This is a genomic window from Pseudoalteromonas sp. NCIMB 1079 (genome assembly GCF_040567695.1).
GTDB lineage: Bacteria > Pseudomonadota > Gammaproteobacteria > Enterobacterales > Alteromonadaceae > Pseudoalteromonas > Pseudoalteromonas distincta.
The window spans coordinates 504,192-520,121 of the sequence record NZ_JBEWZA010000002.1 but is presented as its reverse complement, the minus strand read 5'-3'; the positions used below and the strand labels follow the sequence as shown (position 1 = coordinate 520,121).

The following is a 15,930-nucleotide window of genomic DNA, read 5'->3' as shown; positions in this document are numbered from 1 at the left end:
TCCATGGCCTGTCAGCTTAATGACTTGGTTAGTTACCGTTTGTTGAAATTAATCCATCAACATCGGTATCTGTGTTTGTAAACACCCGACCGTTAACAGTTAACGGCTCTGCATTTGGCGCTTGATTAAATGCATCGGTTGCAAATTGAGCAAAGTCGACTTGTAGTGCGTCAATTGTAATGTTTACTGTTGCAGTTACTTGCGAATTAACGCCATCACTTACACCAAACATAAAACTATCTGAACCTGTCACTTCTTTATTTGGTGTATAGGTAAAGTTACCATCGCTATTAACGGTAACAGTTCCAAGAGTTGGTTCACTTGTTAATGAGTAAGTAAGCGAATCGCCATCATTGTCGGTTGCGCTAAGCATATCGGTAATGCTTACTTCAGTTTGTGTAGTTAGCATTGCATCACTTGCGGTCGGCGCTGTGTTTACAACCGGTGTAGGCTGTTTTTTATCATCATCGCTACTACATGCTCCCAATGTTAATGCACTGAGGAGAACACAAATATGGGTAGTTTTTAAATTACGCATTATTTTACTCCTTATTTAGAGCCAGCAAGTGGTGTTGCAAGGTACGGGAATGATGAATCCATCATTGTTGCATCAATAGGTGCGCCGTCTGTAAATGGCACTGTGCCTGTATTAGCATCCTCTGGTGCACAAAGTCCTAAATCAGTGTCTTCACCATTTACAGGAATCGGATGACATAAACGACCCATCACAACACGAAGTGCAATATCAACCACATCATCACCCGGGCGACGACCATTTGGGAAGCCGGCTAAATCATTACCCGCTACACCAAATGCAGATTGATCAGCTTGCGCTGTTGCTGCAATGCCTGTATTTAAACGCAGCATTTCTGAAGGTGTTACAGTTGCTTGCTGATTAACTCCTGCAAAACCCGTTAAAAATGCAGTGATTAAATCAGTACGCGGAAAGTTAGTCGGTGCCAGTGTTTCAAAGTTAGTATCTAGTGTTGTATTAACAGCATCTTTAAATAAAATGTTTAATAACTCTGGTAGTGCAGGGTGAGATACATAATCTAAAAATTGTGCATCATCTTTCGGGTGCGCTGTTGAGAATGTGTCTTTATCTTTAATGCCAATTACAAGCTCATTTACAAGCGGGCTACCCAAGCGTGAAACTTGTGTTAAAGCACCACCATTAACGGCGTTATTAGTAAATTTAGCATTAGGGTTTAATACGCGAGCTTGAGGTAGGCTTGCTGTTGTCCACGAACCTATTACGCCGTTACCTTCACCAACAATACAGCTCTTAGGTATTTCGATAGCAATTGATGTTACGTTTTTATCTGCAAGGTCGTCGTTATCAGCTGATTGTGTTATACCACCTGGAAAACCACCGCCGTCACCAGCACCAGGGGCGCTATCACCCTCTACATGTACATAGTTAACTAAATCAAATGTTTTACCTAGGTTAACTACAAATGGGTCTTTACGTTGTCCTACAAAAACTTGTGCCATGCTTTCACAGTTAGGAATTGAAACCTGATACACAAATTGGTCAGCGTAAGTTTGATAATCGCTCATTGAACCAAATGTTTTATTGCCCACATAATCAAGTGGTTTAGAAAATGTACTTGAGTTTGATGTTGTGTTGTTTAATACCGTTGTTTCGCCAGTACGCTGCGCGCCGCTAATCATACTCATTGTGTATGATTCGCTAAAATTTGCAGCGCTGTCATCACCGGCAGATACACCGCCTACATTTTTAAGCGGTACAGACACGGTGCGTTGATTACCTTCAAGTCCAACAGTTAATTGCACACCTTTATTATCATTAGGAAGCATGCTTTTAAAGTTAAACGCAAATGTAATATCTTCAACAGCATCGCCGTCGTTATCTATATGAATGCTGTAGGTAGCATCTGGATCCATTGCAAAGTAATTAGGACCGCCGTATGCATCTTGCAACGGGATATAATTAGCAATTAATGTTACAAAATCATCACGACCTTGCTCGTAACTATTAAATACATAAAAATCGGTTGAATCTAAAGTTGGGAAACGGCTTATATTTGGCGCTTCTCTGTGGCTAGATGCTTCACTTGGTGTACTTACAAACGTACTACATATTACTACTGCGAGTATTGATGGAGTTAAAGCTTTCATGACTTTGTCCTTTAGTTTTGATTGAAGTCATAGCTAATAACGGGGCAGGATTTAAATTGGATGCAAAAAAGTTAAATTATTTTATTTTTTGTTAAAAAGTTAAAGGGAAGGTTGGCTGCTTTGTGTAAGCAGCCAACTTTGGTCATAATAGTGAGTTTATAAAAGTACTAGCTCTGTGGTGTAAAGCACCTCAGTAGGAGAACCATTTGGTGAGCCACCAATAGGCTCTAAACTCACTGCTAGCAATGCGACATCACTTGCGTTAAAGCGGTTATCTTTAAATAATATTTTACTGCCTTGCTTGGGCAGTAAACCCAATGAAATAGGTGCATCTTGACCTTTTAAAATCATCCACAGCTCATAATCTTTATTAATTTGAGCAACCAATTGGCTACTAGCTTTAATTGAGAGCCCTTGCTCGCTTACATCAATAAACCACAATGATTGTTTATCTTGATTTTGAACCAAAGCAATTTGCTGAGTTTGCATAACATTGGTACTAGGCTGAATAACCAAAAAGGCTAAAACAATGCATGCGGCAGTCGCCACAAAAGACCATGTGCGCCAAATTGAGGGCTTAGTATGTATGACTGTTTTACTTGTTTGTGATCTGTTTTCAATACTTTGTAATATATTTATCCATACATCGTCACGTGGTGTTTGTGGTGTAATAGCACTCGCTAAGTTGTTTAGGTTTTGCTCCCACATATTTGTTGCTTCACGTGCTTGATTTGAATTAAGTAACAGACGCTGAAAACGCTTACGGGCAAGCCCTCTAAGTGTGCCAAGCACGTACTGCCCAGCAAGCGCGTCTAATAGTTCGGGTTTATTATAATTCATAATGTTAAACACCTTTGTAGCTGCATAAGCCCACGCCTAATCCAGCTTTTAACTGTACCTAATGGCGTTTCTATATGATCCACTAGCTCGCTATGACTCAGCCCCTTATAATAAGCTAAGTGAATAGCTTGTTTTTGTTGCGGCTCAAGCTGTTCGATACAATTAACCAGTTTTGTTTCTTCATCGTAATTAACGTCAACATTTTCATTTTCATATTCGTCATCGCCTAACGACTGCTCTTTTCGTACTTTGTGATAGCGCAATGAGTCAAGACTTCTGTATCTGACTATACTTATCATCCAACTAAAAACGGTGCCTTTAGAGGCGTTATATTCAGATGCGTTATGCCAAGTTTTTATAAAAGCGTCTTGTGGTGCCTCTTCCGCATAAGCTCTGTTAGTGAGCATATTTAAGCTAATAGCAAAAAGTTTGCCGCTAGTTTGTTGATATAAACTTGAGAAAGCATTTTTGTCTCCTTGTGCTGTTGCGCACAAAAGAGGGAGTAAATCATCGTTATCCATAGGGGTACTGTTTTTCTTATTATCATTGAGTAAACGGTTGAGGGTGTGATTTGGATGCAAAAAATTTAATTGCCTTTTAGATTCGCTGCTTTATACGTTAGTACAAGTAATAACCGATCAGTGTTTGAAATTTAGACGTGTAAGTATAATTTATTCACATGTTTGTAAAAAATGCACAAAGAGCGGTCTGTAGTAGATTTTAGTTTATTAATTACTATATATATATCAATGGCCTATTGTTCGCGTTTGAATTTTAAATGGCATTTATATGGCGTGATATTTGCATAAGACCACTTAAAGCCGTTTAAATTAAGATTATAAATCGGCATTATTTTCACAAAGGAGAGACTATGTGGGCTGCAATTAGTTATTTACTATTAGCAATACTGCTTATTTTTATTGGTTGGGAAGTGAACTCTGTTTATTTTGCTATTGTTTTTTATTGGACTGCGCTGTCACTTTTATTAGTGAGTACCGCATATATTTTTAATACAGCAAAAATATTTAGAAAACGTGAAAATGGGGTGATCCCATTTTATATACGATGGGCATTTGTGCCATTTTTATTTGGTGTGCAAATTTACAATGCCTGGTCACGTAAGCGCGATAAAGTGCCGCCTATTCAACAAATAAACGAAAACCTATTTTTAGCTTGCCGATTATTTCCCTCAGATATAGACACATTAAAAGATAACGGAATTACGGCGATTTTAGATGTTACGTGTGAATTCGACGGACTCGAGTGGAGTTCAACACAAGAGAATATTAATTATTTAAACATTCCAGTGCTCGATCATAGTATTCCTACCCATTCTCAGTTAAATCAGGCTATTAATTGGATTCATCACCATATTAAAGAGAATCACCGCGTAGTTGTGCACTGTGCTTTAGGTCGTGGGCGATCTGTTTTTGTAATGGCAGCTTATTTATTGAGCCAAAACAAAAATGCAGATGTACATGAAGTACTTGCACAAATAAAAGAAACCCGCGAAACAGCAAACTTAAATAAGCATCAGCTTCGCCATTTAGCTAAGCGTCATAAAAAAGGTGAGCTGCTGATTAAAAATAAAGCCGTGTTAATTGCAAACCCTGTATCTGGTACACGGTTATGGGAAGAAAAAGAGCACTTAATTGTTGCGCGGTTATCGGCCTATTACGATTTGAAAGTACTTATTACTTCACCAGACGTTAACGGTATTGAGCTGGCTAAACAGGCAATTGCGCAAAATCCAGACATGATAATAGCGTGTGGAGGCGATGGGACAGTGGCCGAAGTTGCAAGCGTACTTGTAAATACACAATGTAAACTAGGCATTATCCCTATGGGGACTGCAAACGCACTTGCGCATGTATTGATGGGGATTAGCTCTAAATTTATTCCTGTTGAACAAGCTTGTGATTTAATAATTGATGGTCAAACAAGCACAATAGATACCGCTTATTGTAATAACGAATTAGTACTTTTATTAGCGGGCATTGGTTTTGAGCAATCAATGATAGAAAAAGCAGATAGAGAGTCGAAAAATAAGTCGGGGCAACTTGCCTATTTAAATGGCTTTTTTGAAGCGTTTGGCGAGCAAAAATCACAGTTACTTAGTGTAAAACTCGATGATAATGAGCCCAAAGAAATATGTACAAATAGCTTTATTGTGGCTAATGCTGCGCCTTTTACAACGTTATTGGCTCAAGGTGGTGGGCAGCCAAATCATAGTGACGGGCTTCTTGATGTGAATTGGCTAACACCAAATAATGAAAATTCTACGACAATATTGAGTATTGCAGAACTGATGTTTAGCAGTTTAACGCAAACACATTTAGCTATAAATTCGCATCATACAAATGCTAAAAGAGTCGAGGTGACAGGTGAAAGAGAGCTTAAGTACGTACTTGACGGTGAAGTTAAAACTGCTCACAAACTTGTTATTACTATTGAGCCGGCCTCATTAAATGTGATTTGCAAAGAGCAATAAATCGCGCTAATTACAATCAAAAAAGGAGCTAAATTAGCTCCTTTTTTACATCATTTTTTAATTGATGGCCAAACAAACCCTGTTGTATCCGGCGCTTGAGAAGATGTTTCTCTCGGCGCACTTTTTGGTCTACGAATAGGTTTGTTATTTATAGTGTGAATATAAAGTGCTTCCACTTTATCGCGAGCCCAAGGCGTTTTACGCAAAAACTTTAAACTCGATTTAATGCTGGGTTGATCAGTAAAACATTTAATTTTTACTTGCTCGCCAAGTGTTCTCCAGCCAAGTCGCTGTTCTAACTCAACAAGTATTTGTTCTAACGTTACCCCATGTAAAGGGTTTTTAGGTTGATTATCCATAGCCATACTACTTATTTAAACTGCGTGCATTGTAGCTCAAATCAGCTTTTAGCGCTAATTCACAGTGATTGTTTTAGGAGCTGTTGGGTAAATAGCATTACCCTGTTTATCTATTTTAAGCCAAATGAGTTGGCTGTTACTGTGTTGGGGTGTTTTAGCACCGCACAAAAGTGTAAATGAGTGAATTTGTATTAATGCGCCTTCGCTATAGCGTTTGTTGTCGTACCAACAGTTTGATTCTTCATTTACAAACTGGTTTGCATCAATAATTGAATGGGTTTTAAGGGTTGTTGCTTCACTAAGTATTGAATACGATAAGCTGCTAAAACAAAAGCATAGAATTAAAAAGTTACGCATTAGAGGCCTTTAAATAGGGAGGGTTAAAAATAATACATTAAGCTAAAAAACGTGCTAGTGTAAAGTACACAAAGTGATTTTAATTATAAACTTAGTTACTCACAGAACAACTTGGATTCAAATAAAAAGGTGCACACAATGCAATTTAATCAAACAATGATCGAAGAATTCACACTATTAGCAAAGTTTCCTCGCGACAGTAAAATGCAGGGTATTAAATTACACTCAGACGCAGAGCCAAGCTTACTTAGTGCAGCGCAACGCTTATTTGAAAAAGGGATTATAGACAGCCCAGATGGCGGGTATTTAACTGATCTGGGCTTAGATTTAATTGAGCACATTACGGTTATTCATAGTGCGCTACAAAGTTAGTTAACCTGAACTCTAGTTAGTTACTGAACTAGCTTAATTTGCATCGGGTTGATTTTGCGGTGCAGCATCATTAAATGCAGCTAATTTATTACAGTGTTCGTAAATAGCTGCAATTTTTGGGTAAGCGCTCATATCTACGTTAAAACGAATTGCATTAAATACTTGAGGCACTAAACAAATGTCAGCAAGTGTAGGTTGATCACCAATACAGTAGTCATCATTTTCGTTTAGCATCAGTTCTATTTTTTCAAAACCAATTTCTATCCAATGTCGATACCATTTATTTTTAGCCTCGTCATCAACACCTAATTCGTTCGATAAATACTTCAGCACGCGTAAATTATTAACAGGATGAATATCGCAAGCAATGGCAAAGCTTAAATTTCTTATTTGCGCTTTTTGCCACGCAGTCCCCGTAATTAATGGCGATTGCGGATAAGTTTCATCAAGCCACTCTAGTATTGCAAGCGATTGTGCTAAAACACCGTCATCGGTTTCAAGTGCAGGTAGTAACCCTTGCGGATTCGTCGCTAAGTATTCTTCCCCAAGCTGCTCCGATTTTAAAAGGTTAACAATAGCAAGTTCATGATCAATTGCTTTTAAGTTAAGTGCTATACGCACCCTATAGGCCGCTGATGAGCGAAAGTAGCTGTATAATTTCATAATTAATCCTGTGAACCTGTAAATTGTTTTTTAATAGTACGCCAGCAATCGGTGTAGTTTGGTTGGCGTTCCCTACCTTCTAATGCATATTTTGTCGGTGAAATTATATAGCGCGACTCAAACATAAAGGCCAATGTGTTTTCGTATTTTTGTGGTGTAAGCTCAGCGTTTGAGGCTTTTTCAAATACGTCGGCTTCAGGTCCATGTGGCGACATACAATTGTGTAAACTTGCGCCACCAGGTACAAAACCGTGCTCTTTTGCATCATATACACCTTCAATCAAGCCCATAAATTCACTCATAATATTGCGGTGATAATACGGCGGGCGGAATGTATTTTCGGCTACCATCCAACGTGGTGGAAATATCACAAAATCGACATTTGCCATACCCTCAGTAGCAGAAGGAGAGGTTAGCACAGTGAATATAGATGGGTCGGGATGATCAAAGCTCACTGTATTCATTACATTGAAACGCGATAAGTCGTATTTATAGGGGGAGCTGTTACCCGTCCATGCAACCACATCAAAAGGAGAGTGCTTAATTTCACAGCTAAATAAATTACCGTTGAATTTAGAAACAAGCTCAAAGTGACCCTCTTTATCTTCAAAGGCAGCTACAGGGTATTGAAAGTCTCTGTCGTTGGCATAACCATTGGCACCAACAGGTCCTCGCTCTGCAAGTTCAAGCGCATGACCATAATTTTCACAAATATAACCACGGGCTGTATTATCAATTAAATCAACTGAGAACTTAATTCCTCTGGGAATTACAGCAATTTCACCTGGTTTAATGCTTAACTTACCGCACTCGGTGTGAATTAATAACTCACCTTGCTGAGGGACAAACAACATTTCGCCATCGGCATTACAAAAGTAACGCCCTTGCATTGACTGATTAGCGACATATACATGAATGCCAATACCAGATTGCCCATTAGCACTGCCATTAGCTGCCATCGTTACCAAGCCATCAATAAAATCAGTAGGCTGTGAAGGAATATCAATAGGATTCCAACGTAGCATTGTTGGTGGTGTTACGGCTTCAGTGATTGGGGCTGTTCTTATTAGGCCGTTATCAATTGCTTGGTAATCACCTTGCACTACAGATGGACGAAGGCGGTAAAACCAAGTGCGACGATTTGAAGCGCGAGGAGCCGTAAATGCAGTCGAACTAAATTGCTCGGTGTATAAATCGTATTTGACCTTTTGTGGGCTAAATTGTCCTATTGGCAGTGCATCGGGTAGCGCTTGTGTTTCAAATTCATTACCAAAACCGGTCATATAACTTAATTGTGTCGCCATTACTGACTCCTGTGAGAGAGGTTGGTTTAATATTCTTTTTATTTCAGTTAAGATACTCTCAAGTGAGACTAATATCAAATGTGCAACTACGCACCTGCGTAAATATTAATGAACACCAAAGTAAACCTAATCAAGCAGGGATTACCAAAAATGAAAATTGATTTAGCAACTTTTTTACCTTATCAATTATCAAATGTAGCAACACGTGTAAGTAACGACTTTGCCGAGGTTTATCAAACTAAATACGGTTTAAATATTCCGCAGTGGCGAATACTTGCTAATTTAGCGCAGTATGGTCAGAGCAACGCAAAGGATTTATGCACGCAAGCAAATATGGACAAGTCGACAGTGTCGCGTGCGGTAAAAGTTTTAATAGATAAAGGTTTAGTGAAAAGTGAGTTAAATGCACAAGACAAACGCGCGGCCTTACTTGTACTGAGTGAAGCAGGGCAGAGCTTATATGAGCAAATAGCACCCGATGCACTGAATTGGGAAAAACAATTACTGAATACTTTAACCAACGAAGAATACGAAGTGTTAGTGAGTATTTTTGAAAAGTTAAATAACAAATTAAGGGCATAAAAAAGCCCACCAAAGTGGGCTTTTAAATGTTGTTTTAGATTACAGTTCTAAATTAGAAAGTGTAACGAAGACCTACACGCATTTCCCATAAAGAGGCATCGCGTTGTACAGACTGTTCAGCACTACGTGCACTGAAGTTTGAGTAAACGTATTGACCTTGGTCATTAATATTTACTTCAACCATCTTATTACCTACGAAAGAGCCTTTTCTTAATACACCCCAATCATCGTTTAACATATTAGTTAAGTTATCGATTACGAAGAATGCTTCACCTTTATGGCCATCCATGAAGCCAGGTACTTCTTGAGTAATTTTAAAGTTAAACTTAACGAACCAATCAGAGTTCTGTTGGTTACGCCCTGTGATTTCACCACGTTTAAGGCCTTCAGATGCAATAAAGTCATTAAACTCATTGATTTCATCAGCACTCATGTTGTAAACAACGTTAGGATCATTTTCAAGTGGTACATACAATAATTGACGCGCGCCATTAGAGTTTCTATCACCAAATTGAATATCGCCCGCACCGGTGTCACGATTACTCTTGTAGGTAAAGCTATATGGTAAACCTTTGTATGCTTCACCAAATAGGTTAAAGCGGGTGTTATAACCATCGAAGAACTCGTGTTTATAACCTAGGTTTAATGTAAAGCGATGTGGGATTTCGTAATCAGATGATGCCACGCCAGGGTTGCCTGGGTTTGATGTTGCTAGGTTACCGTAGTTTGAGCTGGCTACAGAGCTAGTCATTGGGTTTACATCATCTGCATCAGTGTAAGCGTATGAGAACTGAACGCTAACGCCATTATCAAACGCTTTACTTACTGCAGCAGATATAATTGAAGACTCACCACTATCACCATTCACATTTGTTAGTAATAGTTCACCACTACGATATTTACCTGGATTTAATGGATCTTCTTTTCTTTCATAGATAGGACGACCATCAAAAGTAGTTTTACCAGAATCTTGTAAAGCAATATCTACAAGAGTCGCTGCATCTCGCTTCTTAGTGTAAAGGTAATCCAAAGCAATAACATAGTCGTTTTCTGTAGTATATGTAGCACCTAAAGAGTACTTCCACTCTGATGGGATTTCAAAGTTAGGATCTACCGCGTTCGTTGTAGCATCACCCGAACCAATTTCAGTATTTGCTACTTTGTCAAACATATCTTGTGGAACGTCGTAACCTGGAGTACCACCATTTACATTTGGCGTATCAAATAGGTCAACTAGAGTGACTTCATCATCACCAGAACCAACTTTATATGAATTACTGATATCGCTGATATAAGCACCTATATTGGTGATACCATCATTTGAATATGAGTTAGACAACCATACATTGGGGTTACCGCCTGAGAACAAGCCAACCCCTGCACGTACTTCTAGTGCATCGGTTGCATACCACTCAAAACCAACACGTGGTTGAATTAGATCAATACCATCAAAAGTAGACTGATTGCTAAATCCGTAACGATTAGTGAAATTCTGATTTAATGTTGGTTTGTCATCGCTTGAATAGCTGTCGTAACGAAGACCAAATGTTAATGATGCATCGATATCTGAAAAGCTGTATTCATCTTGTACATAAAATGTATTTTGTGAATAAGCAAAGTTAGCAGCTGCATCATTTGGGTTATTAGTACTTGCAGAGTTATTATAATAAACTGCATTAGCAATCCCATTTCTGTATGCGTCAATCGAAGCAAAGCGCCATTCACCTTCAGTATGTTGCACGAATTGGTTAAATACTTCTAACTTTTCATACTCAAAACCAGCGGTAATCGTGTGCTGATCAAGGTAGTAAGTACCCGAGAATTTAGCTGTTGTGGTATCGTAGTTTAAATCATTTGATTGACGAGAGTCATCAGGACCAACGTACACAGTAGCGTCATCAGTGCTTATTTGGAACTCACCAAAGCCACTTGCCGCGTCTAAAGACTGAACGCGAGCGTCAAGCTCTGATTTACCTAAACGAACTTCAGTTGAAAAGTTGTCATTCCAATCAGAGTAAAGTGATGCAACGATTGAAGTGAACTCTGCGCCTTGCTCATAAAAGTGGCTGTCAAATGCGAGCTCATCACCATCTGCATCTGATTGCGATAAAGTAAAGCCATCATTGTAGTTATAAATTAGGTTAGCACGGTGGTCATCGTTGATGTTCCAATCTAGCTTCACTAAGATTTTTTCATCTTCTACTGGTGAGCTTGCTGGTGTTGCACCGGCTTCGTAACCATAAACATCACGTGTAATTTGTCTAATTTCATCAATTTCTGCAGAAGACACTAAAGATGAATAGTTAAACTGTTTAACACCTTCAAGTTTTTCGTAAGAAGTGAAAAGGAAAAGCGTGTCATTAATTAGCGGTAAACCAACATTAAAGCCATAACGTTTTTCACTGTAATCGCCGTTATCAACGTCATTACCTTCAATCTTATCGCCTTTCATCGAATCGTTAGTGTAATCGTAGAATACACCACCGTGAATGTCGTTGCCGCCAGATTTAGTAACTGCATTAATGTTACATGATGTGAAACCACCATATTGTACATCAAAAGGGGCTAATTCTACCGCTACTTGCTCGATTGAATCAAAAGAGAACGGGGCGCGAATAGTAGGGTAACCGTTTGAGCTTAAACCAAAGTTATCGTTCATGCGAACGCCATCAAGGGTTAAGCTGTTAAAACGTGGGTTACCACCACCACAGTTGATTGAACCACGGCTATCATCGATAGCAACGCGAGGGTCAATACGAATAATATCTTTTAAATCACGGTTAATAGCTGGTTGATTTTCAAGATCGCTTAATGTGAATGTTGAAGCAGGACCCGTACCACCAGACATAGTGCTGATAGGGCGACCAGTTACTACAATTTGTTCAACATCTGAGATATTTTCAAGTGAAGTATTAACAGGGTAGTCGCTACCAATGTTCAAGATAATATTATTGAACTCTTGGTCAGCGTAGATGTCTGAGTCTACGATTACTTTGTAAGGGCCGCCAACACGAAGACCTTTAGCAGTAAAGTAACCAGCGTCATTTACTTCAGTTGTTTTAACAGAGCCTGAAGGAACGTGTAAAATAGTAATTTTAGTTCCTGCAGCAGGGTTACCGTTAGGGCCCTTTATTTGACCTTTAATTGCAGAGGTTGTTTCGTTTGCAATTGCAGCACCACTCACACCAACACATGCTGCTATAGCAAGTGATAGAGCTGTTTTGCGTAATTGAGTTTTCATTTAATTTTCCCGTGTAGTTATTAATTAAATTTTTATATTTTTATTTTAAAATTTTTCAAAATAAACAGTTAAAGTTCATTTATTCAAAATCCGTTACTAGTGTACCTTATTTATTCGTTACAAATAAAATACAACTGCAATATATTTTTAATAAACAGTACTGTTTTTGTCTATTTGAGTGTTTTTTTGAGCAATAACTCTATATCGGGGTATATATTACGTGGGCTTTATGACAAACATGTGAAATTGGGGTGTGAAAAACAAAAAACCCATTACAAATTTGCAATGGGTTTTGTTAACAAATAACTTAACAAGTCATTTGTATTTTCTTAAGGCTTAAAACTTGTAACTAATACCAATTTTAGCCTGCCATGCTGATGACGATGAACTGATTTGCGAGTACTTACGCACATCTGCACCGTCGTATGCTGAATCGATAATATAACGACCTTCATCATCTAAACCACCGAAGTCATAAATAGTTTGGTTTGCATAGCTTAAGCGTTTTTCGATTCCCCAGTCACTGTTAAGTAAATTGGCAAAGTTATCAATCATGAAGTAAATTTCACCACTGTGGCCTTGTGCAAAGCCAGGGATTTCTTGTTTGATGCTCACATCCATGGTTGTTACCCAAGGCTGAGTCGCTGTGTTTTTACCAAGTATTTGGCCTCGTTCAGATATACCTGCTTTATTTAACAGCTGCTCTAACTGATTCCAATTCATTCCTGATTCACTCCAGTTTACGAGAGAATCATCAGCTCCTGTTGGGATATAAGGTAAGTATGCGCTGTTTTTGTATAACGTACTCGTATCGCCTAAATCGTCATCTTGATACATATCCATAGTATAACTAAATGGACGACCTGAGCGACGTTCAAAGTAAACATTAAACTTGGTTGCGTAGCCTGAGAAGAATTCAGTATTGTAACCTAAATTAATTTTAAAACTGTGTTCTACTTCGTAAGAGCCACGTGCGGCAAGGTCTTCGTTACGGTTAACAGTAACATTATGTTTGTAGTTACCTTCAGCTTGCGATGCTGAACCAATAGAAGATTCAGTTACGTCTTGATGTGCATAACTAAAAGAGGTAAATAAACCGTTGTCCCATTCTTTAGCAAGGCCTGTTGAGATAATAATTGAACGACCATCTTCAGATGAGTTAGTCATTACGATATCAGCATTATCAAAATTGTTGTAAATAGTTTGGTTTATAACACGCTCACCATCGGCTGCTAATCCAACTGGTTGAATCGAAGCATTGTGCCATACCGCTTCATTTTCTTTTTTATGGTAAGCAATTTCTGCTTGCCACTTAAAACCATTACCTAATAGTTCAGAGTCGAATTCATATTCAAAACCAATTTGAGTACGAATACTTGAAGGCAATTTAAAATTAGGGTCTATAAAAGCAACGCTGCCGCTGCCTTTTTCTAATGAGTTTTTAATTTCATTAGGTACCTGCGTAATATCAGCTTGGTTATTCGCGAAGTATTCGTTGATCACGCTAGAAGGAGCGGTTACCTCTGTAATACCGTCAGCTTGGAATGAGTTGTTATACCATACGTTTGGTATCCCACCTTGGAAGCGACCAATACCACCACTTATTGTAAGTGCTTCTGTAGCATAATATTTGAAGCCAATACGCGGTAAAATAATATCTAGTCCGTCAAGGTTCTCTTGATTAGTAAAGCCATAGGTATTAGCAAAGTTTTCATTAAGCGTTGGTTTGTCATCTGATGATAAGCGCTCGTAACGAATGCCAGCAGTCATTTCTAAGTCATCGCCAATGTAAAACTTATCTTCAATATAAAGCGCAAGTTGGTTACGCGTTACATCATAAGCTTTATCAGATGAATTATTAGTATAGGCATTTTTGTACTCAAAAGCGTATGGGTAGTTACCATTTTCATCTTTTTTCGAATCTTTAGCTTCAAAACTTACCATGCGGTTTTCAAAATCATCTAAGCTTTTAAACTGCCACGACCCTAATGAATCTTCGGCAAATAGGTTATAAAGTTTTAATGACTCGTACTGCGCACCAAAGTTAATTTCATGCTCATCCATTAAATAGGTTGCATCAAACGTAAGCGTTAGGTTTTTAGTTTCAGATACGTTAGCGTGGCGGGTGCTGTCTGTACCAAAAGCAAATTGAGCGCCTGTACCACGACCGTTTATTTCTTCTTCATAGACACTAACACTGCCTATATTTGAACGTGTATTGCTGTTTGAAGTTACGTCTTTATATGCAATGCCGACCTCAGTAGAGAAGTTGTCACTCCAATCTGAGTATAATTTAGTTGAAAAATTATTAAACTTAGTAACATAAGCGTAAGTGTTAGAGCGCATAACAACAGAGTTACCACCGCTACTGCTATTGCGCTCGTCTTGGTCGTCTTGCCACTGATACGTGAAATCTAGGCGATGTTCATCGCTAGCATTCCAGCTTAGTTTAACTAATAAGCTTTCGTTAGTATCTTCAGGCGCACCTGCTAATGAATCAGTCAGGCCGTATTCATTATTTAAAATAGAAATGAAACGATTATAGTTAGCTTCAGAAGTATTAAATTCATTAGCAGCACCAGAACCGTCGAAGCCGTAATCTAGATCTTGTTCGCTTGACCATTTAGAATAGTTTACAAAATAAAACAGCTCGTCTTCAAGAATAGCGCCACCTACGTTAAAACCATAACGCTTTTCTGATTGAATAGGCTCAACATCATAAAAAGAATAAGTTTTATGACCCGTTAGTGGGTCTAATTCATCTTCTTCACGAATACTTTTTACATCGCCAGCTATCTCAGGGGTAGATATTTCGTAAAAGCCAGAGAACTTAAACTCATTTGTACCAGATTTTGTTACTGCGTTAATAGTACCGCCACCAAAGTTACCTTTAGAAGCTGAGAAAGGAGATACATCAACAGAAACTTGTTCAATAGCATCAAGTGCTACAGGAGGCTGAGAAGTAGGGTAGCCACCAAAGTTCAAGCCAAAGTCATCATTTTGACCAATACCGTCAACGGTTAAACCGTTGGTACGAGGGTTACTACCTGCAAACGTTAGCTCGCCATTACCATTAATACTGGCAAGTGGGTTTAAGCGCGCAATATCTTTAATGTCGCGGTTAAAGCTTGGCATGTTCTCAATAGTATCAGAACCAAATGAGCTGCTTGAGCCACCAGATTGCTGAACAATCTTATAACCAGACACTTCAATTTTTTCGATGTTTAGCGGAGCAAGCTGCGAGCTTAAACGGTAAGTTTCACCCAGATTTAGATAGATATTTTCAACAGTTGTATCATTAAACTTATCAGAATCGATGATAACCATGTAAGGACCACCTACACGTAAGCCATTAGCGATAAACGTACCACTTTCGTTTGTAGTTAGCTCGCTAATAGTTCCCGTTGGTTGGTGAACTACTTTAATTTTAACGTTTGCAGCACTGCCACCTGAAGGCGTCGTAATTTTACCACGCATTGCAGATGAAGTATCAGCAGCTATTGCGCTTGTAGAAACACCTAGAGCTAAAATTACCGCTCCAGTTAATTTCGAAAGGCGAAGCTTAGTCATAATGTTGAT

The 15,930-nt window shown here is 38.6% G+C and carries 13 protein-coding genes; 3 read left to right on the top strand and 10 right to left on the bottom strand.

The annotated features are described in order from the left end of the window. Window positions 1-28: 28 nt before the first annotated feature. The 4 genes from ABX891_RS19000 to ABX891_RS18985 form a co-directional block, all read right to left on the bottom strand. Entirely contained in the window at window positions 29-538 is a 510-nt protein-coding gene (locus ABX891_RS19000; RefSeq protein WP_149603607.1) for a cadherin-like domain-containing protein, read from the bottom strand. Window positions 539-549: 11 nt separating this feature from the next. Then, the gene (locus ABX891_RS18995; protein ID WP_354630382.1) at window positions 550-2,142 is read right to left on the bottom strand and encodes a DUF4331 domain-containing protein; all 1,593 of its coding nucleotides are present in this window, start codon (window positions 2,140-2,142) and stop codon (window positions 550-552) included. A gap of 156 nt (window positions 2,143-2,298) precedes the next feature. Beyond that, on the bottom strand, window positions 2,299-2,982 hold the full coding sequence (locus tag ABX891_RS18990) for an anti-sigma factor (RefSeq protein WP_354630381.1): 684 nt from the start codon (window positions 2,980-2,982) through the stop codon (window positions 2,299-2,301). Next, window positions 2,979-3,503: a sigma-70 family RNA polymerase sigma factor gene (locus ABX891_RS18985; protein WP_354630380.1), complete on the bottom strand. Its 525-nt coding sequence runs from the start codon at window positions 3,501-3,503 to the stop codon at window positions 2,979-2,981. The genes ABX891_RS18990 and ABX891_RS18985 overlap by 4 nt, the downstream gene beginning before the upstream one ends. A 350-nt stretch (window positions 3,504-3,853) precedes the next feature. Between ABX891_RS18985 and ABX891_RS18980 the strand changes: the two genes are divergently transcribed. Beyond that, window positions 3,854-5,473, top strand: coding sequence for a diacylglycerol kinase family protein (locus ABX891_RS18980; protein WP_354630379.1), 1,620 nt, complete (start codon window positions 3,854-3,856; stop codon window positions 5,471-5,473). A 50-nt stretch (window positions 5,474-5,523) separates the two neighbouring features. Here the strand turns inward: ABX891_RS18980 and ABX891_RS18975 are convergent, their stop codons facing one another. Both ABX891_RS18975 and ABX891_RS18970 read right to left on the bottom strand, forming a co-directional pair. Beyond that, a complete protein-coding gene (locus ABX891_RS18975; protein WP_010553962.1) occupies window positions 5,524-5,832 on the bottom strand; it encodes a VF530 family protein in 309 nt (102 codons plus the stop codon). Window positions 5,833-5,886: 54 nt separating this feature from the next. Then, entirely contained in the window at window positions 5,887-6,189 is a 303-nt protein-coding gene (locus ABX891_RS18970) for a DUF1496 domain-containing protein (protein WP_008134362.1), read from the bottom strand. A gap of 138 nt (window positions 6,190-6,327) precedes the next feature. On the opposite strand from ABX891_RS18970, the gene ABX891_RS18965 reads away from it, so the two are divergent. Further along, on the top strand, window positions 6,328-6,561 hold the full coding sequence (locus ABX891_RS18965) for a TIGR02647 family protein (protein WP_007582405.1): 234 nt from the start codon (window positions 6,328-6,330) through the stop codon (window positions 6,559-6,561). 33 nt (window positions 6,562-6,594) lie between these two features. On the opposite strand, the gene maiA is transcribed toward ABX891_RS18965, so the two are convergent. Both maiA and hmgA read right to left on the bottom strand, forming a co-directional pair. Beyond that, window positions 6,595-7,224, bottom strand: a complete 630-nt coding sequence (gene maiA / locus ABX891_RS18960; RefSeq protein WP_354630378.1) for a maleylacetoacetate isomerase — start codon at window positions 7,222-7,224, stop codon at window positions 6,595-6,597. Window positions 7,225-7,226: 2 nt separating this feature from the next. Further along, window positions 7,227-8,528 carry a homogentisate 1,2-dioxygenase gene (gene hmgA / locus ABX891_RS18955; protein ID WP_354630377.1) on the bottom strand — a complete coding sequence of 434 codons (1,302 nt, stop codon included), beginning with the start codon at window positions 8,526-8,528 and terminating at the stop codon, window positions 7,227-7,229. A 150-nt stretch (window positions 8,529-8,678) separates the two neighbouring features. On the opposite strand from hmgA, the gene ABX891_RS18950 reads away from it, so the two are divergent. After that, window positions 8,679-9,110, top strand: coding sequence for a MarR family winged helix-turn-helix transcriptional regulator (locus ABX891_RS18950; RefSeq protein ID WP_309169471.1), 432 nt, complete (start codon window positions 8,679-8,681; stop codon window positions 9,108-9,110). A 52-nt stretch (window positions 9,111-9,162) separates the two neighbouring features. Here the strand turns inward: ABX891_RS18950 and ABX891_RS18945 are convergent, their stop codons facing one another. After that, a complete protein-coding gene (locus ABX891_RS18945) occupies window positions 9,163-12,351 on the bottom strand; it encodes a TonB-dependent receptor (RefSeq protein ID WP_309169247.1) in 3,189 nt (1,062 codons plus the stop codon). 336 nt (window positions 12,352-12,687) lie between these two features. After that, window positions 12,688-15,921 carry a TonB-dependent receptor gene (locus ABX891_RS18940; RefSeq protein ID WP_354630376.1) on the bottom strand — a complete coding sequence of 1,078 codons (3,234 nt, stop codon included), beginning with the start codon at window positions 15,919-15,921 and terminating at the stop codon, window positions 12,688-12,690. Between the last annotated feature and the right edge of the window lie 9 nt (window positions 15,922-15,930).

Coding starts and splice junctions, on each gene's coding strand:
- ABX891_RS19000 (WP_149603607.1), bottom strand. CDS start 538: ATGCGTAATTTAAAAACTACCCATATTTGTGTTCTCCTCAGTGCATTA.
- ABX891_RS18995 (WP_354630382.1), bottom strand. CDS start 2,142: ATGAAAGCTTTAACTCCATCAATACTCGCAGTAGTAATATGTAGTACG.
- ABX891_RS18990 (WP_354630381.1), bottom strand. CDS start 2,982: ATGAATTATAATAAACCCGAACTATTAGACGCGCTTGCTGGGCAGTAC.
- ABX891_RS18985 (WP_354630380.1), bottom strand. CDS start 3,503: ATGGATAACGATGATTTACTCCCTCTTTTGTGCGCAACAGCACAAGGA.
- ABX891_RS18980 (WP_354630379.1), top strand. CDS start 3,854: ATGTGGGCTGCAATTAGTTATTTACTATTAGCAATACTGCTTATTTTT.
- ABX891_RS18975 (WP_010553962.1), bottom strand. CDS start 5,832: ATGGATAATCAACCTAAAAACCCTTTACATGGGGTAACGTTAGAACAA.
- ABX891_RS18970 (WP_008134362.1), bottom strand. CDS start 6,189: ATGCGTAACTTTTTAATTCTATGCTTTTGTTTTAGCAGCTTATCGTAT.
- ABX891_RS18965 (WP_007582405.1), top strand. CDS start 6,328: ATGCAATTTAATCAAACAATGATCGAAGAATTCACACTATTAGCAAAG.
- maiA (WP_354630378.1), bottom strand. CDS start 7,224: ATGAAATTATACAGCTACTTTCGCTCATCAGCGGCCTATAGGGTGCGT.
- hmgA (WP_354630377.1), bottom strand. CDS start 8,528: ATGGCGACACAATTAAGTTATATGACCGGTTTTGGTAATGAATTTGAA.
- ABX891_RS18950 (WP_309169471.1), top strand. CDS start 8,679: ATGAAAATTGATTTAGCAACTTTTTTACCTTATCAATTATCAAATGTA.
- ABX891_RS18945 (WP_309169247.1), bottom strand. CDS start 12,351: ATGAAAACTCAATTACGCAAAACAGCTCTATCACTTGCTATAGCAGCA.
- ABX891_RS18940 (WP_354630376.1), bottom strand. CDS start 15,921: ATGACTAAGCTTCGCCTTTCGAAATTAACTGGAGCGGTAATTTTAGCT.